The following is a 21,922-nucleotide window of genomic DNA, read 5'->3' as shown; positions in this document are numbered from 1 at the left end:
AACAAACTATTAAAACAAGTATTTGCAGTGGTAAAAAACAACAGCTTGTATCAACCAAATTATTGTTCAGCAAAACCGTAAAAAAAACTAAAATTTATTTGTTTTTTTACACAGTTCATGTTAGCGGCTGTAAATTTTCGTTTTTGTCGTGTCTCCATTCCTGTCTAGCGTATATTTTATTTTCAAATTTTTAGTTGTTAGAGTATCAATATACAATTCCCAATAGTCATTTTGTATTTCGTAAAACTCTTTCTTTTTATTATTTGTATTAAATAATGTTAACCGTGTCTTACCATTTAAAACTGTATCGGAATAAAGTAAATAGGCGGTTTTGTTTAATACCATAAAGTCTAAAAATTCTTTTCCAAATCCTAAAGGATTTTGTCCGCTTTGTTTGTCAATATACTCATAGCTATACGGAGAACCATTGCCATTGTCGTGACCTAAAATGAAAAAAGCCGTGTCGTCTCCCGTAACATTACCCAAATAATGTAACGAAGTATAATTTGTTGTCTTGTTTAAGAGATGTAAAGTGTCAAAGTGTTTTAAATATAAAAAATATAAACTGTCGTTTTGTGCATAATAAACCTGGTAGTTACCGATTAGAGAATCTGTTGTAACCTGGTCTTTGTAATAATATGGAGAGTCAATAGTTCGGTTGATAATTCTTAGCCCATTACTTAATGTGTCATAAGATTTTGGAACAATTGACTTTTTAGCTGCCTCTTCATTATTACAAGCTGTCAAAAAGAATAGTATGATTAGTTGGAGTAGTCGCATTTGTATAGTCGCTAACGGGCGGGGCTTTATGCAGGTTGGGAATTATCCCGAATGTTTTCTGGACGTCTGCCGATAACCACTGCTGATTGAAATATTTTGATGAAGTTAGGTACAAAAGCTGATAGATATTCGTCTCCTGAAACTGAAGCTGGGATTTGCGATTAGCTGATGTTACAAGGTCGAGCCCAACTTGCATAAAACCCAATGTTGTAGGTAGTTCTGTTCAGTCCGTTTTCAAACTATTAAGCAAATTACACATTTCGATGAATTTTTTATCAATTGGTGACCAACGGGTCAGTCTGTGATAATTTTTGCCGGTACACTCGTCTGCAGTTGGTTTATATCCTTCAAGAATCCATGTTGCTCCGTCTAATCCATTTCTTTCTATTGAGCCAGGATAGCTCCAAAAGCCATTGATGGACAGACTGTCTACAATGTTATTCCACATTTTTGACGATATGGAAAATTCTTTAATGCCAGGTATACTGTCCTGGTCTTTGAAAGTTTTAGTAATTGCTTTGTAATTGCCATTAATTTTTTCAACCCGACATATATTTACTCCATCAAAATAGGTATGCCAAATAAATCTATAGGTTTCATATTGAGCAGAGATTAAAGAAGGTTCTTTATAGTTGTTTAAGTTCCAGGTTCTATCTCTTTCTCTAACTTCAGGCAGCTTTGTCAAGCTATCGATTTTGTCAATGTCTTTAAGAACAGAGTCAGGGAGTTTGCAAGGATTTTCATTACTATGGCAACCAAACAAAAGGATTGAAATGAAGAAAATATATATTTTTAAAAGTGGAGTTTTCATTTTATTTATTGCGTCTGCCTAACAATTTGATTCGTTGGAATGGTCTGTAGAATTACCTACAACGACCGAGTATTTGCGAAGGCTTGGAATTGTTGTTTGTCCAGCCCGGATGCAGCACAGTAGCGATTTGCAGCCGATTGATCTTCCGTCCGCCAAATTTTTGCAAATACTTTTGTTGGCTGCAGGTTTATTTTCGTTTATTTATTTCTTGTATCAGTTGTATTCTTTCTTCTTGTTTGAGATCGTTAAAAATTTTTATTTTTTTTCCATTGTAGTCAAATAAGACTTGTCCAAATATTTGTATAAAAAGAACTTTACGGTTTAATGAAATATTAAGTTGAATCTTTTCTAATTCTGTTAAGTGTTCTTCATTTATTCCCTGTCTGACATTTGTGATATTTTCTACAAGATAATAATGGGGCTTTACGAAAAAAGTTCCCTTTTTCTGTAATGTCAATTGTCCATTTTGAATAGTTAATTCTTGTTTGCCAAATACAAACCACAAAAATTGTCTAAAACACAAAAGTCCGATTAAGAATAAAATGCCAAAAGCAATAAAGAAGTCAATCTCAACTTGCCCTTTTGCAGTATAATATTCTATAAATCCTGTAACTAAATGGCAAGAGCCAAACAAGGTAAAAATTATTGCAAAAAATGTACTTCTTGATGTATTGCTTGCATAAAGGCTGTCAGAAGTCGAAACAATCTCAAATCTCTTTTTTCTGAGTCCAATATTAAAAAGCTTGCTGAAATTAGAGAAGAAACTTAGGATAATGTTTTTTGTGTTGTTTGCCATAGTATATTTGACTTGCAGCCAGCGAGCAGGGCTTTATGCAGGTTTGGAATTAGCATTCCGTCCGCCGATAACCGCTGCTGATTGAAAATATAAAGTTGAATTTAAGAACTAAAGTTGAGATTTATTCGTCCTACCCAAACCACAGCTTGGATTTGCAATTAGCTGATGTTTGCTGGTCATGCTCAACTTGCATAAAATCCAATGTTATGTGCATACCTTAGTTTGTTTGCCAAAATATTTTGTCAATGCGTTGAGACTTTTTACTTGTGTCTGTTTGCACAACGATTTCAAAGTGTACTTTTCCTTCTGGCTGATGGTTGTTGTCGTCTGGGTCAAAAAGTTGTCTGATTTGAAATTCATGTCTACCGTTGTCTAAATCAAATGATAAGTCGGCATTATGTTTCGCCGGAATTTTATCGTCGTGGTATTGTGCAGCCATTGTCAGGTCTTCGTAATTGGTCAGGAATATTTTCCCACTGGTAACTTCAAGTGTCTTGTAAAATTCTCTGAATGATTTTATGTCCGATGGCTTATTTACAAAACGGACTGTCCAAACATTTTCAGAACCGGTCGACCAAAGTATTAAATTGTCATTGTTCATTTCGTCAACGAAGCGATTAAATAATTGCGACAACCGCCAATCTTCACTTACGAAAGAATTGTATTTGTCGGCGTTGACAATTCCTAAAAAGCCAGAGTCGTCTGTTATTGTAATGGTTTTTGAATTTTGCATTGTCTTGTCGAAACTATATAGTTAACGGAATACTCAAAAAAGGTTGCACATAACGAGCAGGGCTTTATGCAGGTTGGGAATTAGTATTCCGTCTGCCGATAACCGCTGCTGATGAAAAATATATTGATGAAGTTAAGAACAAAAGCTAATTGTTATTCGTCTGCTGGAACTGAAGTTGGGATTTGCAAATAGCTGATGTTACAATGTCGAGCCCAACTTGCATAAAACCCAATGTAAGCTGCCGTTTTATCCTTCTATGATGATTGGGATTGCCAAAACACCACGGTTCTTTAAATATTCTTTTTCTGTGTCATTGTCTATATGAACCCCCAAAGAAACCTCTGCTCTTTGCTCTGCAATGTGGTCAACAAAGTCAATGCTGTTAATAACAGGTTTGTTGGCAATACCTAAAAATGTAAGGTCAATTTTATTCCCAATGTTTATTGTCCCACTTTTAATGTCACCTATGAAGAAAAGTGAATTCGGTCTCGATTGTAATTCTATTACTTTATTTACTTTGAAATTTGCTTTAATGGTGTCATGCCAACTATATCCACAATGTTTGCATTGCCTGGCATAGGGTGTCCTTGCAAGTTGATTGCAGTTTGGGCAATAATTGAAAAATATTTTGTCTGGTATTTGTTCAAAAATCCGTGTCGCAGTTTTTATATAAAACTCTTCTCTTCCTTCGTCCAATAAACTCAATGTTTTTGGGTCATCAGTTATAAGGCTTCTGTCTTTGTACATTTTAACTCTTGCCTTGTAAGATTCAATTGAATTGTAATCTTCAGGTGTCATTAACTTAAACATTGAGTTGCTGTGTCGCAAAGCATCAACTTCGAGTTCTGTCATAAGTCTTGGGAAAAACTGAATGATATAATTTGCAGTTTCAATGTTCACGGTGGTCGTTTAAAAATGGCAGCTTACTCATAAATTTACGCATGTTTTTTCCCAACCTAACTTGCGTTTATTTTTATAAGCTGTTAATTTTTAATTGTTTAAAAAAATAAACGCAATTGCTTTTGCTGTAATATTAATTGCGCAAATGCAATCTAATAAAAATACTAATATGTTTTTCTGCATTATTTCAACCCCACAAAAAAGCCTTCTTTCGAAGGCGCTTTCATTTTATATTTTTACTTTAATCACCAGTTTCCGTATCGTGTTATCATCTGCTGCAATCATCGGTGCATGCACATCTTCGGGAAAGAAAATGGCAAACTGCCCGTTGGTAAGCTGGAAATACATATCCGGCACATCGTTATAAAAGCTCACATCTTTTTCAGGATTGTATTCGCCTTTAGGTGCGGTGCAATTGTTACGGGGTTTCCAGCCAATGGTTTCTTTGCCTTTAATGCATAATTGTATGTCAATATTTTTATCGTGGCATTCAAATTTGGCAATGGATTCAGCTGCAGACATGCCTGCCTTATCAGAAAAGATGGCCTTTAAACCTTCCGCAATATCGTATTTGCCAATTTCAATGTTAGCAAGGTCGGTGGCATTGATGTACTCAAATGCTTTGGCAAACAAAGGATGAATGCTGGTGTACCTGGAGGCGTTCTGTAAAGTATCTACGATCATAATAGTTTAGATGTTTAGAAGTTTAGGAGTGAATCCCTGTTAAATAGTATTTTGTTTGAAAGAGTATGAAGAAATTTTCAATGTTCAATGCTCAACTTTCAATGTTCAGGGGAAACGCATAGTATTAAACTTTTTATTTGCTTCCTTAAAAGTAGCAGCAATCTGATACGCTTGCCTTTACTTGAATATTGATTATTGAAAATTGATTATTGAACATTTTCCTCCTCCATAATCAACTCCAACAAACTTAACGCTGCACCCTTCCGCTGCCATCTCCTTTCATCAGTTCTTTCACATCGCTTAAAGTAGCATGGTTTAAATCGCCGGGTATAGTATGTTTTAATGCAGAAGCGGCCACACCAAATTCAGCAGCATCAGCAGTACTCATACCGGTAACCAGGCCATAAATTAAGCCGCTGGCAAAACTATCGCCGCTGCCTACACGATCAATAATGCGTACATTATATTTTTTAGTATGGTAAAAATCCTTGCCGTCGTATACCAGTGCACTCCAGCCATTATCGCTGGCGCTATAGCTTTCACGTAAAGAAGATGCGATGAATTTAAAATTAAATTTCGCCTGCATCTGGTTAAATACATCTTTAAAACCATCCAGGTTCAGTTCGCCTTTGGTAACATCGGTATGTGCTGCTTTAAAACCTAAGCAGGTATCAGCATCTTCTTCGTTACCGATACATACATCTACATACTGGCACAATTCCGTCATTACTTTTTGAGCTTTTTCTTTGCTCCACAATTTTTTACGGTAATTAAGGTCAATACTGGTGGTAATGCCTTTTGCTTTAGCTGCTTTTAGTGCGGCCATAGTTAATGCAGCCGCTTTATCACTTAAAGCAGGCGTGATACCGGTAGTATGAAACCAATCGGCACCATCTAATATTTTGTCAAAATCAAATTCGCTGATGTCTACATCTGCAATAGAAGCGCCGGCCCTGTCATACACCACCTGGGATGCTCTCATAGAAGCACCGGTTTCTAAAAAGTAAATACCCAGCCTGTCGCCGCCACGGGCTATGTATTGCGTATCCACACCATAACGGCGCAAATGATTAATGGCAGATTGCCCAATCGGGTTATTAGGTACTTTGGTAACAAAGGTTCCGTTTTCTCCATAATTGCAAATAGCAGCAGCTACATTGGCTTCGCCACCACCATAGGTAACATCAAAAGAATCTGCCTGTACAAAACGTTTGTAATCGGGAGTAGATAAACGCAACATAATTTCTCCGAGAGTAACAACTTTTTTAGCCATCGTTAAATAGTATTTCTGGTTAAAGATAAATTAAGATACCAAAGATGATTATTAATTGCTTAACCAACAAGGATTAACAACTTAATTATCGCTAAATTTACGGAATCGTTTGCGTAAATACAATTTACCTGATTGCGGCATCATTACAAATTTGTTGTTAATTTCATCCCTTAAAACAATTAACGATGGCAAGTAAAGAAGAAATATTAAATGGCGTTATTGAACAGGGTTTTTTGCCCCTGTACTTTAATAAAGACACACAGGTAAGTATAGACCTGATGAAAACTTTGTACAAATGCGGTGTGAAATCATTAGAATACACCAATCGTGGCGATGATGCATTACAGAATTTTAAAGCCATGAAGGCAGTACGTGATGCAGAATTACCCGGTATGAAACTGGGTATCGGTACTATTAAAAACACTAAAGATGCGCAGGCTTTTATTGATGCCGGTGCCGACTTTTTAATTGGCCCCGGTTACGAGCAGGGCGTGGCAGACCTGGCCAAAGCAACAGGTATATTTTATGCACCAGGCTGTATGACGCCCAGTGAAATAATCACCGCAGAGAATAATGGCATTCAGTTAATAAAACTATTTCCCGGTAATATTTTAGGCCCCGAATTTATGGCGGGTATTAAAGAAGTGTTCCGCAATTTAAAATTTATGCCTACCGGTGGTGTGGATTTAGATTTGGGTAATTTGTCTGCCTGGTTTACTGCGGGTGTTTGTGCAGTAGGTATGGGCAGCAAACTGATCACCAAAAAAATTATGGAAGAAAAAGATTACGCTACTTTGGAAACCAAGATCAAACAATGTTTTGACCTGATTAAGGAAGCCCGGAAATAATATTATACCTTAGCCACCACCTTACCTGGTGGCTTTATCTTTTTTAAAAAACGATTATGCTAAACGAAAAAATTGGAAAATACAGGTGGACGATCTGCGGGCTTATATTTTTTGCTACCACCATCAACTATATCGACAGGAATGTGATCAGTTTTATGAAATCGTATTTTACGGAACATAAAGGCTGGACAGATGGCGATTACTCCAACGTTGAAATTACTTTTAAAATTTTCTATGCTTTAGGTATGTTAGGGGCCGGCAGAATTATTGATAAGCTGGGCACAAAGATCGGTTATGGCGTATATACTTTTTTATGGAGTTTGGTAGGTGTATTAACAGCTTGTGTTAATACAGTACTAGGTTTCCAGATTGTAAGGGGAGCATTGGGCCTTACCGAATCAGGTAACTTTCCTGCTGCAATTAAATCTGTTGCCGAATGGTTTCCTAAAAAAGAAAGGGCATTGGCAACCGGTATCTTTAATTCCGGTGCAAATATCGGTGCCATTGTTACGCCTATTGCCGTTCCATGGATATTGAATAATTACAGTTGGCAGACCGCTTTTATCGCTACCGGCTTATTAGGATTTATATGGCTGATACTTTGGGTGATCTTATATGATAAACCTAAAAATCAAAAAAGATTAGGTGCTGCTGAATTAACTTATATTGAAAGCGATAAAGATGAAGCGGTTTCCAGCGTTGATGATGGTGTTAAAGTATCATGGTTTAAACTGTTAGGATTTAAACAAACCTGGGCTTTTGTAATTGGTAAATTTTTAACCGATCCTATCTGGTGGTTCTATATTTTCTGGTTACCCGATTTTTTTGAAAGTGTGTATAAAATTAAACTGCAGGCTGCAAGCTGGCCTGTAGCAGCAGTGTATATCATTTCTACAATTGGTAGTGTGGGCGGCGGTTGGTTGCCTTTATACCTGATTAAAAAAGGCTGGCCTGTTTTTAAAGCCCGTAAAACTTCTATGCTCATCTATGCATTTTTTGTATTGCCCATCTTCTTTGCCCTTGTACTGGGAAAAATAAATATGTGGTGGGCTGTACTGGTAATTGGTATTGCAGCTGCTGCACACCAGGCCTGGAGTGCCAACATCTTTACTACCGTGAGTGATATGTTCCCTAAAAAAACCACGGCTTCTGTAACCGGTATTGGTGGCATGTTTGGCGGTTTGGGAGGTATCTTTTTATCGCTGTTTGTACAAAAACAAATGTTTGTGCACTACAGGGCTATTAACCAGATTGAAACAGCCTACTATATTATGTTTGCTGTTTGTGCACTGTCGTATTTGCTGGGCTGGCTGATCATGCACTTTTTAGTGCCAAAGATGAAGAGGGTGGAAGTGTAGGGTAGCCACAGATTGCACAGATTACACAGAAAATACAAAATACACAAAGGGCTCATTAAAGTGAGCCCTTTGTTATTCAGGAAAATAATTTGTGTAATCTGTGCAATCTGTGGCAAAAAACAATTCACGCAGTGAATTCAAAAACTCTATGTTACAAAGAATTCCTCATGGTTAAATAAAACCTGGCTTCAATGTGTTCAACTGATTTGTTGAGGATGAGTTCTGCCGCTTTTTCTCCCATCATCTGAAAATCGGTGGAGATGGTGGTGATGCCATTTAAGATGATCTTTTTAAGTGCCGTTTCGTTGTAAGATATCACACCCACTTCTTTACCGATCTTTAATTTTTTATCCAATATCTTTTCAATCAATAATACCAGGTCATCTTCCATTAAATTAATATAGGCTTCTCCTTTATTAATTTCTTCTTTGCTGATATTGTGTACGATCTTATGGTTAAAAGCGTACTCCTGGCAAAATCTTGAAAAACCCGTGGTGATCTCGTTGGGATGATACGTGTATTCCGGTAAAATAATATTGAGGGTGTGGTACTTACTGAGGTTGGGCAAGGCCTGTTCTAATGCTATATATATGTCTTTGTCAAAATTTTCGTAGATAGCACCGTAATGCCCCGTTACACCAGGTACCAGTTTATCTAATAAGATCAGTTTTTCCTTGGGGATATTGTTCAATACTTTATGGGCATTCTCCGAGCCTTCCATAAAATGCGGAATGATCACATAGTAATTATAATCTTCTTTACTGTTGAGCAATAAATTTTTAAACAGAGAAAAGTTATTGTTGTATACGTAAAAGTCAATGGTGGCTGCATCTCCCAAAGTGCTTACAAAAGCATCGTAAATGATTTTTTTATGGGCACTCAGTTTGTTGAACATTAAAAAGATCTTGATCTTCTGGCCCACATCAATATTCTTGATATAATACCCTTTGCCCGGCACAGAGCCAATGATGCCTGTTTTTTTCAGGTAACGGTAACCCTTTTCTGCAGTATCTCTCGATATCTCAAACTCAAAGCTCAGCTCGTTGATAGAAGGCAATACATCATCTACCTGCAACTTCTGCGTTTCAATAGCTTTAATAATGCAATTGGCCAATTGCTGGTATTTTGGCGTAGCAGAAAATTCGTCGATATAAATGATCTTATTAAAGGGAGATAGCATTGGCAGTCGAATTCTGTTATTGTATCATATTTGTTTAACAAAAATAGCCTTTTTATCAGTATGGTAGCACAGGCAGGAGTAAAGGGGAGGAAAGTTACGGGTTGTTTTTGTTACGGGTTATTTGATTGTTAGTTTGATAATAAGCGTTCAATTCTTCGCAAACAATCAAATAACCCGTAACCCGTAACTAAATAAACCCATAACCCTCTGTCTTTCCAACCTTACACAGTCTAACCACTCTTTGTTACATGATAGTGCATGATGCTGCCCAACAGAATTCATTATATTTTACATCAAAATTGCTTAGCTATATCTAAAAAACGATTCGTATGGGAGTTATCTTGGGGGTTATTTTCCACTTCATTGGAGGTTTTGCGTCGGGAAGTTTTTACATGCCTTATAAAAAAGTTAAGGGCTGGAGTTGGGAAAGTTTCTGGATCGTTGGCGGTTTATTTTCCTGGCTCATCGTACCACCGCTTGCTGCTTATCTTACCATTCCCGGTTTCATGGACATTATCAAAGCTTCTTCTTCCGGAGTATTGGGTACTACTTTTTTAATGGGTTTATTATGGGGTATTGGCGGTTTAACCTACGGCCTGGGCGTTCGTTATTTAGGCGTATCGCTGGGCAGTTCCATTATTTTAGGATTGTGTTCAGTATTTGGTGCATTAGTACCTGCAGTATATTATTATTTTAATCCTAAAACAGGAAAAGATACTATCGGTGATTTATTTGGTACGCAATGGGGCCTTACAGTAATGTTAGGGCTGTTGCTTTGTATTATAGGCATTATTATCTGCGGTAAAGCCGGAGGTATGAAAGATAAAGACCTTGTGAAGAATGAAGAACTGCATGCAGATGCAGATGCTATTGGTGCACATGGAGAAAAACCGGCGAAGAAATCGCATATCGATGCATCGGGCAGCGAATTTCTTTTAGTAAAAGGATTGATACTGGCCATCATTTCGGGTGTATTGAGTGCCTGTTTTAGTTTTGGTATTGAAGCAGGAAGTAGTATGGGTGTTACGGCAAATGAAATATGGAAAAATGCCAACCCGGGCCAGGGAGAATTTTTGTTTCGTAATAATGTAATTTTTGTGGTGATATTATGGGGCGGTTTAACCACCAATTTTATCTGGTGTATGATCTTAAATGCCCGTAACAAATCATTTGGCGATTACACCAATAAAAAATCTCCTTTACTGAAAAATTATTTGCTATGTGCCTTAGGAGGAACAATGTGGTTCCTGCAATTTTTCTTTTATGGTATGGGAGAAAGCAAGATGGGGAATGGTGCTAGTTCATGGATTTTGCACATGTCGTTCATCATCCTTGTAGCAAATACATGGGGCATAGTGTTGAAAGAATGGAAGGGCGTAAGTAAAAAAACAACCACTACAATTATCGTTGGTATTTTAACCATATTAGCTTCGGTAATAATAGTAGGTATCGGAAACTCAATGAAATAGTTTTGGCCACATATTACACAGATTACACAAATTGTTTTTCTGAAGGTAAAAAGGGCAAGAATTAAAAAGAAGTTAAAGAAATAAATAGAGTTACAGATTATACAATTTTTTTTCTGTGCAATCTGTGTCATCTGTGGCCAACAAAAAAATATTAAAGCATTTAAATAGCATTTTATGTCAGTTCAAACAGCACAATTTAAAAATGTAAGTTACTTATGGGATGAAGCCAAAGCGGCTACCATGGCGGGAGACGAAGTAGCCTTACTTATTTATCGCTCCAATTTGTTGGGAGCCGATTTGCGCCTTACCAATTATGGCGGCGGTAATACTTCCTGCAAGGCGATGGCAAAAAATCCATTGACGGGAGAAGAAACAGAAGTAATGTGGGTAAAAGGAAGTGGTGGCGATATCGGCACTTTAAAGAAGAGTGGATTGGCAGCATTGTATGTTGACCGTTTACGCAGTTTGAAAAACGTATACCGTGGCCTGGCACACGAAGATGAAATGGTGGAATTGTTCAACCATTGCATTTACGACCTGGCTTCTAAAGCACCCTCTATTGATACTGCTTTGCATGGTTTTTTACCATTCAAACATATCGACCACTTACATCCTGATGCGGCCATTGCTATTGCAGCTGCAAAAGATGGCAAGAAGATCACACAGGAATTATTTAACGGCTCTATAGGATGGGTAGAATGGCAGAAGCCGGGGTTTGACCTCGGTTTGCAATTGAAACAATGCCTGGATGAAAATCCTGGCATCCGTGGTATCATGTTAGGCTCTCATGGTTTATTTACCTGGGGCGATACGGCGTATGAAAGTTATGTAAACACTTTAGAAGTAATTGAGCGTTGTGCCGATTACTTAAATGATAATTATGGTAAAAAAGGCCCGGTATTCGGCGGTGCCAAAATACAATCTCTGCCAAAAGAAGAAAGGCTGAAACAAGCTGCTGCACTGGCCCCTGTGTTAAGAGGCTTTTGCTCTTCTCAAACAAAAATGATCGGCCATTTTACTGATGATGACAGGGCTTTGGAATTTATTAATTCTAACGACCTGGCAAGGTTAGCGCCATTAGGCACCAGTTGCCCCGATCACTTTCTGCGTACCAAGATCAGTCCGCTGGTACTACCTTTAAGCGCAAACGAAGATTTAAATAACGTAGCAGCGATAAAAGAAAAACTGCAACCGGAGTTTGAAGCCTATCGTAAAATGTATGCTGATTATTACAATACCTGTAAGCATCCGAACAGCCCTGCAATAAGAGATGCAAACCCGGTGGTTATTTTATACCCGGGGGTTGGTTTATTCACTTTTGCAAAAGATAAACAAACAGCACGAGTAGCTGCGGAGTTTTATATCAATGCCATCAATGTAATGAAAGGCGCAGAAGCTATTTCTGAATACACTTCTTTACCAAGACAGGAAGCTTTTAACATTGAATACTGGTTACTGGAAGAAGCCAAACTGCAACGTATGCCTAAAGCAAAACCACTGAGTGGCAGGATTGCATTGGTAACAGGAAGCGCAGGAGGTATTGGAAAAGCTATTGCCAAAAAGTTTGCGGAAGAAGGTGCCTGTGTTATCATCAATGATATTAATGAAGAAAGGTTACAAACGGCAACAGGTGAATTTCAAAAATCATTTGGAAAAGATAATGCAGCAGCGGTAGTGCTGGATGTAACTAATTTAGAAACGATCAATAAAGCAATGGAAAGTGCGGCGCTGGCTTTTGGTGGCGTGGATATTATTGTAAACAATGCAGGTATCAGTACATCCAAACCAATTGCCGATCATACTATTGCCGACTGGGATAAACTGTACGATATTTTAGTAAAAGGACAATTTTTGGTTTCACAGGCAGGCATTGCCGTTATGCGTAAGCAGGATATTGGCGGAGACATCATTAATATTGTTTCTAAAAACGCAGTAGTGGCCGGGCCGAATAATGCTGGCTACGGTTCTGCAAAAGCTGCACAGGCGCATTTAACAAGATTGATGGCTGCAGAATTGGGGGCAGATAAGATCCGTGTGAACACTGTTAATCCGGATGCAGTAATTGCTGATAGCAATATCTGGGCTGGTGGCTGGGCAGAAGGCCGTGCCAAAGCTTATGGCATTACTGTAGAAGAATTACCGGCTTACTATGCTAAACGTACTTTGCTGAACGAGGCTATTTTACCTGAAGATATTGCCAATGCCTGCTTTGCATTTGCAGGAGGCTTGCTTAATAAATCAACCGGTAATGTGCTGAATGTGGATGGTGGAGTGGCGATGGCATTTTTACGCTAATCATCTCTTTATATATATAGCAATAAGCAATCAAAAAAAGGTTGATGATTTTCTAATCTGTCAACCTGTATTTTTTAAATCAGTAGTTAATTCAAATATACATGACACGGGTAGCATTTAAAATGCAACTGTTTGCCGGAAAAAAAGAAGAGTACCAAAAGCGCCATGACGAAATATGGCCGGAGCTGGTGGAATTATTAAAGCAAACAGGCATTAGTGAATATTCTATTTTCTTAGATGAAACAACGTATAGTTTATTCGGCGTACTAAAAGCAACAGATCCTGAAGCACTGGATAATTTACCTGCTCATGCTGTAATGCAGAAATGGTGGGCTTATATGGGAGATATCATGGAAAGCAATCCTGATAATTCTCCGGTAAGTATTCCGCTGGAAGAAGTTTTTTATATGCCATAATAATTAAAGTAAATAAAGTATTTAGGTTTTATAAAGGTAAAAAAGTGAAGACGGGAAACAATAATAAGCATTAATTTTAAAGCTCCGCTCACGTCTCACGACTGACCACTCACGATAAAAACAACAACAAATGTTATTAGATAAACAACTTATTGCCGATAGCAATAGTAAAGTAATAGCCGAACACCAGCGTAAATATAATTTTACCGCAGCAGGAATTGATAATGTGGAAGCGATCATAAAAAAATTAATGGATTTCCAGGTGGCTATACCAAGTTGGGCACTGGGCACAGGTGGTACAAGGTTTGGCCGTTTTCCGGGTGCAGGTGAACCTGGCAGTTTAGAAGAAAAAATAGAAGACGTTGGTTTGTTGCATGCATTGAATAATTCAAGTGGTGCCATATCGTTACATATTCCCTGGGATATTCCAACCGATGCAAATGCCATTAAAGCATTAGCAGCTCAACATGGTTTGTTGTTTGATGCGGTGAACTCAAATACCTTTCAAAATCAACCCGGCCAAAAAGAAAGTTACAAGTTTGGCTCTTTGCAGCATGTTGATAAAGCAGTACGCAAACAAGCTATCGATCATAATATTGAAGTAATAAAACATGGTGTTGACCTTGGCTCTAAATCATTAACAGTTTGGATTGCTGACGGTAGTTGCTTCCCCGGCCAGTTAAACTTCAGGAAGTCTTTTGAAAATACACTGGAAAGCTTACACGAAATTTATGCCGCATTGCCGGCCGACTGGAAAGTGTTTGTGGAATATAAAGCTTACGAACCTAATTTCTATTCCATGGCAGTAGGCGATTGGGGGCAATCATTATTGTATGCCAATAAACTGGGAGAGAAAGCTTACACTTTAGTTGATCTGGGCCATCATTTACCTAATGCCAATATTGAACAAATTGTTTCTTTATTACTAATGGAAGGAAAACTCGGCGGTTTCCATTTTAATGATAGTAAGTATGGTGATGATGATCTTACTGTAGGCAGCATGAAACCTTACCAGCTATTCTTGATTTTTAATGAACTGGTAGAAGGTATGGATGCAAAGGGAATGAACCATGCTACTGATTTAGGATGGATGATTGATGCCAGTCATAATGTAAAAGATCCGTTAGAGGACCTGTTGCAATCTGTGGAAGCGATCATGATTGCTTATACACATGCATTGCTGGTAGATAGAAAAAAACTGAATGAAGCACAACTGAATAATGATGTGGTGGCAGCACAGGAAGTTTTGCAGAATACTTTCCGTACTGATGTTCGTTCCATAGTTGCAGAAGCAAGATTGAGAGCAGGTGCAGCATTGGACCCCATCTCTTTTTTCAGAAACGGAAAAATAAGAGCACAATTAATTAAAGATAGAGGAACGAATACAGTGGCAACAGGTTTGTAATATGTTTTAAAGAAGTACAGCACTCATAAAAAAACTCTGTGGAAAATGACACGGAGATTCACAGAGAAGACACAGAGATGCGCAAAGACAAGTATTGTAAAGTATAAAAATAGTTAAGTGGTATGATGGTATTAGAGTCAGCTCGCCACTCACAAGCATGAACCCGACTCCGGTTATAGCAATTTTTGATGTTGGTAAAACCAATAAAAAACTCTTCCTGTTTGATGAGCATTACCGGATTGTGTATGAAAAAACGTTACAGTTTACCGAAACCATTGATGAAGATGGTGATCCCTGCGAAAATTTAGAAGCATTAACTGCATGGGGCAGAGATTCTTTAAAAGAATTAATTGAGCTGGGAGAATTTGATATCAAGGCATTGAATTTTTCAGCCTACGGTGCCAGCTTTGTACACATTGATGAAGAAGGAAAACCGGTAGCACCATTGTACAATTACCTCAAGCCATTTCCTGAAGACCTGAAGAAAAAATTTTATGAAGATTATGGGGGAGAAATTCCGGTTTCCATGATCACCGCCTCTCCGGTGCTGGGCAATTTAAATTCGGGCATGCAATTGTATCGTTTAAAATACAAACGCCCCGATGTGTTTAAAAAAATTCATTACTCCTTACACCTGCCACAATATTTAAGTTATTTAATTACCAACCAGGCCTACAGCGATATTACCAGCATTGGTTGTCATACAGGTTTGTGGAATTTTCCGCAGGATAATTACCACGAATGGGTATTGCGTGAAGGCATTGCAGAAAAATTAGCGCCGTTGTATTCTTCTGCTGATGTAGTAGATGCAAGAGCATTCTGGAAAGATTTTAAAGTAGGCATTGGTTTGCATGATTCCTCATCCGCATTAATTCCATACTTAGCTTGCTTCAGCGAACCCTTTGTGTTGATATCAACCGGCACCTGGTGTATCACACTCAATCCTTTTAATAAACATCCTTTAACTGAGGATGAACTAAAACAGGATTGTCTTTGTTATATGAGTTATCGTGGAGAAGCTGTAAAAGCAAGCCGTTTGTTTGCCGGTAACGAACATGAAATTGAAACGAAGCGATTAGCGCAACATTTTAATACCGCACCAGATAATTATAAAACCGTGGAGTATGATGAAAAAATAATTCATGCGCTTACGGGTGATACCGCACAAGCACCGGAAGTAAAATTTGCAGAGCGAAATTTAGCGGCGTATAAAAATTATGCCATCGCTTATCATCGTTTGATACTGGATATTATGTGGCAGCAATTGGCTTCTACCAAACTGGTATTGCAGGATGATAATGTTAACCGCATTTTTGTGGATGGCGGATTCAGTAAGAATTCTATTTACATGCATTTGCTGGCAGAAGCTTTTCCTGAAATGGAGATTTATGCTGCTTCAGTGGCACAAGCTACATCAGTAGGCGCTGCATTGGCCATACACAGGCACTGGAATACAAAACCTTTACCGGGAGATATTATTGATTTGAAATTTTATGCAAAGCCAACTATAGCGTGATGAATGTAGGATTATTTATACCCTGTTATGTTAACCAGTTTTACCCACAGGTGGCCATTGCAACTTTAGAATTGTTAGAAAAATTCAATTGCAAAGTTGGTTATCCTTTAAATCAAACCTGCTGCGGACAGCCGATGGCTAATTCCGGTTACGAAAAAATGGGGCAATCCTGCAATGATCTGTTTACCGAAAATTTTGCAGGCTACGATTATGTGGTTTGTCCTTCGGGAAGTTGTTCCCTGCATATTAAGGATCACCTGCACAGTACCAAAGATGAGGCCGCTGCAACAACAATAAGAAAAACGGTGTATGAATTAGCAGAATTTTTAGTAGATGTTTTAAAAGTAGATAATATAGAATCTTCGTTTCCTTATAAGGTAGGCATTCATCAAAGTTGCCACGGACAAAGAGGTTTGCATACATCACAAATGAGTGAACTGGTTGCTGAACCATTTTCGAAAAATGATTTCCTGTTGAAAAAAGTAAAAGGTATTGAGCTGATGAAATTAGACAGGGTAGATGAGTGCTGTGGTTTTGGTGGTACCTTTTGTGTGGTGGAAGAAGCCGTAAGTGCCAAGATGGGGAAAGACCGTGTGGCTGATCATGAAAAAAATAATGTGGAAGTGATTACCGGAGGAGATATGAGTTGCCTGATGCATTTGGAAGGGATATTAAAAAGAAAGAAAAGCAAAATTCAGATAAAGCATATTGCGGAGATACTCAATAGCCAGTTATAGCTGCAAGGGGAATAGCCACAAGGGATGAAAAAGCAGTTTTAACCAGCATGCTTATCCCTTGAAGCTAGTAACTTGAAGCTTGATTAAAAATAAGTTTCGTTAAACAAAAAATATCTCGCCATTAAGGCACCATACCATGTCATCACCCAACGCAACACATCCTCAACTCTCTACCATCTTCAACAAAGATGAAGCAAGGGTAGACTGGCATGATGAAACTTTATGGTGGATACGGCAGAAAAGAGATAAAGCAGCGTGGACAATCCCGGAGTGGGAGCAATTACGGGAAACAGCTTCTGCAATAAAAAATAATGTACTCAGCAACCTGCATGAATATTTACTTGAATTTGAAGAGAAGGCAAAAGAAAACGGTATCATCGTTCATTGGGCGGCTGATGGAAAAGAACATAACGAGATCATTCATTCTATTTTAAAAGAAAATAAAGTAAGCCAGATCGTTAAAAGCAAATCCATGCTAACGGAAGAGTGTGGACTAAATGAATACCTGGCAAAAAATAATATCGATGTAGTTGATACAGACCTTGGCGAACGTATTGTACAATTGGCCAACGAGCATCCCAGCCACATTGTATTGCCTTGCATACATTGGAAGAAAGAAGAAATAGGAGAGTTGTTTCACCAGCATTTAAACACACCCAAAGGAAATGCTGATCCGCAATTTTTAACCAATGCAGCAAGAATACATTTACGGGAAAAGTTTTTAACCAGGCGAATCGCTATCACCGGTGTAAATTTTGCTGTTGCCGAAACTGGAGAATTTGTAGTGTGTACCAACGAAGGCAATGCAGATATGGGTGCACACCTGGCAGATGTGCATATTGCATGTATGGGCATCGAAAAAATTATTCCGCAGAGAAAACATTTGAGTGTTTTTTTAAGATTGCTGGCCCGCAGTGCAACAGGACAACCCATCACTACTTACTCCAGTCATTTTAAAAAGCCAAACACCAATCAAAAGTTACATGTTGTTTTAGTTGATAATGGAAGAACAGTACAATTAGGGAGAGAATCTTTCCGTAATTCATTAAAGTGCATTCGTTGTGCCGCATGCTTTAATACTTGTCCCGTATACAGGAGAAGTGGCGGACACAGTTATCATACGGCTATTGCAGGCCCGATCGGAGCAATACTTGCGCCCAACCTGGATATGAAAAAATATGCAGACTTACCTTTTGCATCTACGCTTTGTGGCAGTTGCAGTAATGTTTGCCCTGTAAAAATTGATATTCATAATCAATTGTATCAATGGCGGCAGGAGATTACTAAAGAAGGGTATTCCCCAAAAACAAAAACAGCAGCCATGAAAGTGATGGCAGCAACATTATCAAAGCCCGGTTTATTTAATATTGGAGGAAAGATGGCCCGGTGGGTAATCCGGTATATGCCTTTTGTAGTGAATAACAGGTTGAATCCCTGGTATAAACAGAGAGATTTACCGGCTCCTCCCAAACAGTCATTTACAGAATGGTATAAAAAGAACAGGAAATGAGCAGCAGAGAAAAAATATTGGCGGCAGTAAAAACTAATCAGCCTGCATTGCAGCAATTACCAGTATTGGAGCAACTCAATGCTATAAGGTATGAGGATAATTTCCTTCAATTTAAAACTGTACTTACCACCATTGGCGGCAAAGTGGTGGAAATAAAAAGTACGGATGAGATTATTGAATATGTGAAAAATAATTTCAGTAATCATCAAAATTACGTGACTACTTTACCAGAGTTGAAAGAAATTAAAATGCTGGACGAACATTTAGATCCCCATTTCTTAGAAAATATTGAAGTTGCTGTTGTAAAAGCATTATTTGGCGTGGCAGAAAATGGCTCGGTTTGGCTTACTGATGATGAAATAAAGATAAGGGCATTGCCATTTATTTGCCAACACCTTGCTGTGCTACTTAATAAAAAAGATATGGTAAGCAATATGCATGAAGCTTATCAATTGATCGGCAATAACAATTACGATTTTGGAGTTTTTATAGCAGGCCCTTCTAAAACTGCTGATATTGAACAATCTCTGGTGCTTGGTGCACATGGCCCCAAAACAATGACAGTTTTTATTATATCCTGAATACCCGTTTGCCCCCTTTTAGCTTATTAAATTTTGTTATGCAGGTTTGTGGATAAGCCACTGTCAGCAATAGTTTTACAGGATGCCACAGGATAGTCACCTATTAAGCAAATGTTAATTTGGTGCTGTTAACAATTGATTAGTATCAGGCAAACATTGTTCGCTGCTAAAAATGTAAAGCCCAAATTAATTGTCAACAATTTCGATCTGAAAATATTTTATTTCGAAAAAGAATACGAACTGCTATATGAGAAAAATAAACCTTCTTGCTCACACACAAAATCCATTTTCGGATTTTACAATTCCAGGATTTTTTCGGCATCATTTGTAATTGTGTAAGGCGAATATTTTTTTCTATGGCATACTAGTATAAATAATAAAATTATTTATCTCAAAGTAGGATTTTATATGCATAAAAAAATTTACCAGCTGGCGTATGTAGTAGTATTTGCTGCATTGCTTACATCTTGCAAAAAGAAATTTGATGATTACTATGCAAGGCCTGCAAACCTTGCCGACCCTATTTACAAGCAACTGACTGATAACGGAAAATTTACCAGTTTTGTATCACTGATTGATAAAGCAGGGTACAAACAAACGTTAGCCTCGGCTGGTTACTGGACAATTTTTGCGCCAACTGATTCTGCATTTACTGCAGATACAGATTATGCTGCATTTATCAAAGGCCGTGGATTTAACGCCACTGCTGATGTTGATTCAACCACAGCACAAATGATAGTGCAATACCTTTTGGTATTTAACGGTTTTGAAAAAGACAGGATCAACGATTATCAATCTAACTTAGGATGGGTGCCTGATAACGCCTTTAAAAGACGTACTGCATATTATACAGGTTTTTATAATGATACTTCCTACACTGGTACCGCCTATAAAGCCGTGGCTTCTAACAGAAATAATAATTCAAGCAATACCGGGTATTATATATTTGCCGACAATGGCAATAAATATATTCCCTGCTTCACCAGCGAATATTTTGCAGCACAAGGCATACCAGTAGCGGACTATAATTATTTTTATCCTAATTCAACTTTCTCTGGTTTTAATATTGCCAACGCAAAAGTTACAAAGAAAGATATTCCTGCCGAAAATGGTGTGATACATATAATAGATAAGGTAGTAACACCAGCAAAAAGCATCGATCAGTATTTACGTAATAAACCAGAGTACAGCCTCTTCAGAAGTTTACTGGAGCAGTTTATGGTATTGTTTATTAAGAATACAGATGCCACCCATCGCTACCAGGTATTAAACGGAGGTACACAGGATGTGATGGTAAAAGTGTATTCTAACCTGCTGGCATTTTCTCCCAACAACGAAAATTTCTTTAAGCTTCAGGATAATGATGCACAGAAAGATGGCTGGACAATGTTTGTGCCCACCAACGATTCTTTAAGCAAGTATATTAATACAGTGGTGCTGCAGCAATACCCGAGCATCAATTCTTTACCAATAAGCATTATTGCCGATCTTATCAATGCCCATATGTGGCAAAGTACAGTATGGCCAAGTAAATTCAACAGCTCTTATAACTTTTTAGGCGAGCCGGCTAAAATGAATCCTGCTACAGATATTATTGATAAGAAGGTGCTGAGTAACGGTATGTTCTATGGTACTAAAAAAGTAAATGAACCCAATGTGTTTTCCACAGTGTATGGTAAAGCTTATTTAGATCCACGATATAGTTTAATGACCAGGCTGCTGGATATGGAAATAAAAAGTACCATCACTAATCCAAATGTAAAGTATACTTTATTCATGATGTCGGATGCGGTACTGGCGGCTAAGGGTTATAGTTATAATGCTGGGTCTAATGGTTGGGTATTTGGTACTACTACCAATGATAGTAACAGGCTCAATCTTTTAAGGATGCTGTATTCAGGGGTTATTGAAACACCTAATAATGAACTGGCTAATATTGGTCAAACAGGTTTTAGCGGCATCATAGGGTCTTATGGCGGCGAATATATTAAGTACAATGGTAACCAGGTGATTACTGCAGGCACTGCCGAACGCGGCTTAACAGTTAGGATTGACAGTGTAAGGAAAGTGTTGAATGGCCAGGTGGTATATATCAATGATCTGATGTATTTTCCATACCAGCTTATAGGAAACAACCTTTCTACATTAGGCACTCCTGCCACATCTGAGTTTAACTATTTCTGGAATTATTTAAAGAACTCTACATTATTTAATACCACTACTTCTGAAATAACTGGTATAACTGCAGGTTCCTTCTATACAGTATTTGTTCCTAAAAACTCTGCAGTAGTGCAGGCTATTAATGATGGTTTGTTGCCTGGTACTGCTGGGGTACCCAATTATACACCAACATTAACAGCCGATAAATTAAAAGTAGAAAACTTTATTAATTACCACATATTAGATAAGCGAACGGTAATTGCGAACGGTAATGATATTGGTTCTTATCCTTCGTTACTAAAAAATACTGCAGGAGACCCGGTCACATTTTCGATACTTTACCCTGGGGGGATTTTTGAACTGGGAGATGGGTATGGCCGAAAAGCAAGATTGGTAACTGCACAAAGCAACAACCTGTCTAACCGAACGGTGATACACCTGATAGACAATTACCTGAAATACTAATAATA

General features: G+C 38.0%; 19 protein-coding genes. 11 read left to right on the top strand and 8 right to left on the bottom strand.

What is annotated here, in order from left to right; all coding sequences use genetic code 11:
- Positions 1–120: 120 nt before the first annotated feature.
- The 7 genes from ACQ334_RS16160 to ACQ334_RS16130 form a co-directional block, all read right to left on the bottom strand.
- Positions 121–747 carry a hypothetical protein gene (locus ACQ334_RS16160; RefSeq protein ID WP_430989284.1) on the bottom strand — a complete coding sequence of 209 codons (627 nt, stop codon included), beginning with the start codon at positions 745–747 and terminating at the stop codon, positions 121–123.
- Positions 748–1,003: 256 nt separating this feature from the next.
- A complete protein-coding gene (locus ACQ334_RS16155; protein WP_430989283.1) occupies positions 1,004–1,591 on the bottom strand; it encodes a hypothetical protein in 588 nt (195 codons plus the stop codon).
- 187 nt (positions 1,592–1,778) lie between these two features.
- Positions 1,779–2,387 (bottom strand): hypothetical protein, encoded by a 609-nt coding sequence (locus ACQ334_RS16150; protein ID WP_430989282.1) that lies wholly within the window; start codon positions 2,385–2,387, stop codon positions 1,779–1,781.
- A 217-nt stretch (positions 2,388–2,604) separates the two neighbouring features.
- Positions 2,605–3,120 carry a hypothetical protein gene (locus ACQ334_RS16145; protein WP_430989281.1) on the bottom strand — a complete coding sequence of 172 codons (516 nt, stop codon included), beginning with the start codon at positions 3,118–3,120 and terminating at the stop codon, positions 2,605–2,607.
- 246 nt (positions 3,121–3,366) lie between these two features.
- Positions 3,367–4,020, bottom strand: a complete 654-nt coding sequence (locus ACQ334_RS16140; RefSeq protein WP_430989280.1) for a hypothetical protein — start codon at positions 4,018–4,020, stop codon at positions 3,367–3,369.
- A gap of 228 nt (positions 4,021–4,248) precedes the next feature.
- Positions 4,249–4,704, bottom strand: a complete 456-nt coding sequence (locus ACQ334_RS16135) for a YhcH/YjgK/YiaL family protein (RefSeq protein WP_430989279.1) — start codon at positions 4,702–4,704, stop codon at positions 4,249–4,251.
- A gap of 247 nt (positions 4,705–4,951) precedes the next feature.
- Positions 4,952–5,977, bottom strand: a complete 1,026-nt coding sequence (locus ACQ334_RS16130; RefSeq protein ID WP_430989278.1) for a PfkB family carbohydrate kinase — start codon at positions 5,975–5,977, stop codon at positions 4,952–4,954.
- Positions 5,978–6,162: 185 nt separating this feature from the next.
- Between ACQ334_RS16130 and ACQ334_RS16125 the strand changes: the two genes are divergently transcribed.
- Both ACQ334_RS16125 and ACQ334_RS16120 read left to right on the top strand, forming a co-directional pair.
- The gene (locus ACQ334_RS16125) at positions 6,163–6,825 is read left to right on the top strand and encodes a bifunctional 4-hydroxy-2-oxoglutarate aldolase/2-dehydro-3-deoxy-phosphogluconate aldolase (RefSeq protein ID WP_430989277.1); all 663 of its coding nucleotides are present in this window, start codon (positions 6,163–6,165) and stop codon (positions 6,823–6,825) included.
- 56 nt (positions 6,826–6,881) lie between these two features.
- Positions 6,882–8,183: an MFS transporter gene (locus ACQ334_RS16120; protein ID WP_430989276.1), complete on the top strand. Its 1,302-nt coding sequence runs from the start codon at positions 6,882–6,884 to the stop codon at positions 8,181–8,183.
- Positions 8,184–8,334: 151 nt separating this feature from the next.
- On the opposite strand, the gene ACQ334_RS16115 is transcribed toward ACQ334_RS16120, so the two are convergent.
- A complete protein-coding gene (locus ACQ334_RS16115) occupies positions 8,335–9,363 on the bottom strand; it encodes a GntR family transcriptional regulator (RefSeq protein WP_430989275.1) in 1,029 nt (342 codons plus the stop codon).
- 329 nt (positions 9,364–9,692) lie between these two features.
- Here ACQ334_RS16115 and ACQ334_RS16110 point away from each other — a divergent pair, with 329 nt between their 5' ends.
- The 9 genes from ACQ334_RS16110 to ACQ334_RS16070 all read left to right on the top strand — a co-directional run bounded on the left by ACQ334_RS16110 (position 9,693) and on the right by ACQ334_RS16070 (position 21,917).
- Positions 9,693–10,832, top strand: coding sequence for an L-rhamnose/proton symporter RhaT (locus tag ACQ334_RS16110; RefSeq protein WP_430989274.1), 1,140 nt, complete (start codon positions 9,693–9,695; stop codon positions 10,830–10,832).
- A gap of 174 nt (positions 10,833–11,006) precedes the next feature.
- Entirely contained in the window at positions 11,007–13,127 is a 2,121-nt protein-coding gene (locus ACQ334_RS16105; RefSeq protein WP_430989273.1) for a bifunctional aldolase/short-chain dehydrogenase, read from the top strand.
- A gap of 101 nt (positions 13,128–13,228) precedes the next feature.
- On the top strand, positions 13,229–13,543 hold the full coding sequence (rhaM, locus tag ACQ334_RS16100) for an L-rhamnose mutarotase (protein WP_430989272.1): 315 nt from the start codon (positions 13,229–13,231) through the stop codon (positions 13,541–13,543).
- Between the two features lie 130 nt (positions 13,544–13,673).
- A complete protein-coding gene (locus ACQ334_RS16095) occupies positions 13,674–14,948 on the top strand; it encodes a sugar isomerase (RefSeq protein ID WP_430989271.1) in 1,275 nt (424 codons plus the stop codon).
- A 157-nt stretch (positions 14,949–15,105) separates the two neighbouring features.
- Positions 15,106–16,464 (top strand): FGGY-family carbohydrate kinase, encoded by a 1,359-nt coding sequence (locus tag ACQ334_RS16090; RefSeq protein WP_430989270.1) that lies wholly within the window; start codon positions 15,106–15,108, stop codon positions 16,462–16,464.
- On the top strand, positions 16,464–17,201 hold the full coding sequence (locus ACQ334_RS16085) for a (Fe-S)-binding protein (RefSeq protein WP_430989269.1): 738 nt from the start codon (positions 16,464–16,466) through the stop codon (positions 17,199–17,201). The genes ACQ334_RS16090 and ACQ334_RS16085 overlap by 1 nt, the downstream gene beginning before the upstream one ends.
- A gap of 136 nt (positions 17,202–17,337) precedes the next feature.
- The gene (locus tag ACQ334_RS16080) at positions 17,338–18,711 is read left to right on the top strand and encodes a lactate utilization protein B (RefSeq protein ID WP_430989268.1); all 1,374 of its coding nucleotides are present in this window, start codon (positions 17,338–17,340) and stop codon (positions 18,709–18,711) included.
- The gene (locus tag ACQ334_RS16075) at positions 18,708–19,292 is read left to right on the top strand and encodes a LutC/YkgG family protein (protein WP_430989267.1); all 585 of its coding nucleotides are present in this window, start codon (positions 18,708–18,710) and stop codon (positions 19,290–19,292) included. Before ACQ334_RS16080 ends, ACQ334_RS16075 begins: the two co-directional genes overlap by 4 nt.
- A 408-nt stretch (positions 19,293–19,700) precedes the next feature.
- Entirely contained in the window at positions 19,701–21,917 is a 2,217-nt protein-coding gene (locus tag ACQ334_RS16070) for a fasciclin domain-containing protein (protein ID WP_430989266.1), read from the top strand.
- The last annotated feature ends 5 nt before the right edge of the window (positions 21,918–21,922 follow it).

Source organism: Ferruginibacter sp. SUN106 (genome assembly GCF_050611765.1).
In the GTDB taxonomy this organism is placed as follows: Bacteria; Bacteroidota; Bacteroidia; order Chitinophagales; family Chitinophagaceae; genus Ferruginibacter.
This window is presented reverse-complemented; position numbering and strand designations above follow the sequence as displayed.

What these genes read in the sequence shown, in the direction of transcription:
- ACQ334_RS16155 (WP_430989283.1), bottom strand. Translation starts at nt 1,591, where the DNA reads ATGAAAACTCCACTTTTAAAAATATATATTTTCTTCATTTCAATCCTT.
- ACQ334_RS16095 (WP_430989271.1), top strand. Translation starts at nt 13,674, where the DNA reads ATGTTATTAGATAAACAACTTATTGCCGATAGCAATAGTAAAGTAATA.
- ACQ334_RS16120 (WP_430989276.1), top strand. Translation starts at nt 6,882, where the DNA reads ATGCTAAACGAAAAAATTGGAAAATACAGGTGGACGATCTGCGGGCTT.
- rhaM (WP_430989272.1), top strand. Translation starts at nt 13,229, where the DNA reads ATGACACGGGTAGCATTTAAAATGCAACTGTTTGCCGGAAAAAAAGAA.
- ACQ334_RS16075 (WP_430989267.1), top strand. Translation starts at nt 18,708, where the DNA reads ATGAGCAGCAGAGAAAAAATATTGGCGGCAGTAAAAACTAATCAGCCT.
- ACQ334_RS16110 (WP_430989274.1), top strand. Translation starts at nt 9,693, where the DNA reads ATGGGAGTTATCTTGGGGGTTATTTTCCACTTCATTGGAGGTTTTGCG.
- ACQ334_RS16105 (WP_430989273.1), top strand. Translation starts at nt 11,007, where the DNA reads ATGTCAGTTCAAACAGCACAATTTAAAAATGTAAGTTACTTATGGGAT.
- ACQ334_RS16125 (WP_430989277.1), top strand. Translation starts at nt 6,163, where the DNA reads ATGGCAAGTAAAGAAGAAATATTAAATGGCGTTATTGAACAGGGTTTT.
- ACQ334_RS16150 (WP_430989282.1), bottom strand. Translation starts at nt 2,387, where the DNA reads ATGGCAAACAACACAAAAAACATTATCCTAAGTTTCTTCTCTAATTTC.
- ACQ334_RS16145 (WP_430989281.1), bottom strand. Translation starts at nt 3,120, where the DNA reads ATGCAAAATTCAAAAACCATTACAATAACAGACGACTCTGGCTTTTTA.
- ACQ334_RS16115 (WP_430989275.1), bottom strand. Translation starts at nt 9,363, where the DNA reads ATGCTATCTCCCTTTAATAAGATCATTTATATCGACGAATTTTCTGCT.
- ACQ334_RS16135 (WP_430989279.1), bottom strand. Translation starts at nt 4,704, where the DNA reads ATGATCGTAGATACTTTACAGAACGCCTCCAGGTACACCAGCATTCAT.
- ACQ334_RS16130 (WP_430989278.1), bottom strand. Translation starts at nt 5,977, where the DNA reads ATGGCTAAAAAAGTTGTTACTCTCGGAGAAATTATGTTGCGTTTATCT.
- ACQ334_RS16085 (WP_430989269.1), top strand. Translation starts at nt 16,464, where the DNA reads ATGAATGTAGGATTATTTATACCCTGTTATGTTAACCAGTTTTACCCA.
- ACQ334_RS16090 (WP_430989270.1), top strand. Translation starts at nt 15,106, where the DNA reads ATGAACCCGACTCCGGTTATAGCAATTTTTGATGTTGGTAAAACCAAT.
- ACQ334_RS16070 (WP_430989266.1), top strand. Translation starts at nt 19,701, where the DNA reads ATGCATAAAAAAATTTACCAGCTGGCGTATGTAGTAGTATTTGCTGCA.
- ACQ334_RS16080 (WP_430989268.1), top strand. Translation starts at nt 17,338, where the DNA reads ATGTCATCACCCAACGCAACACATCCTCAACTCTCTACCATCTTCAAC.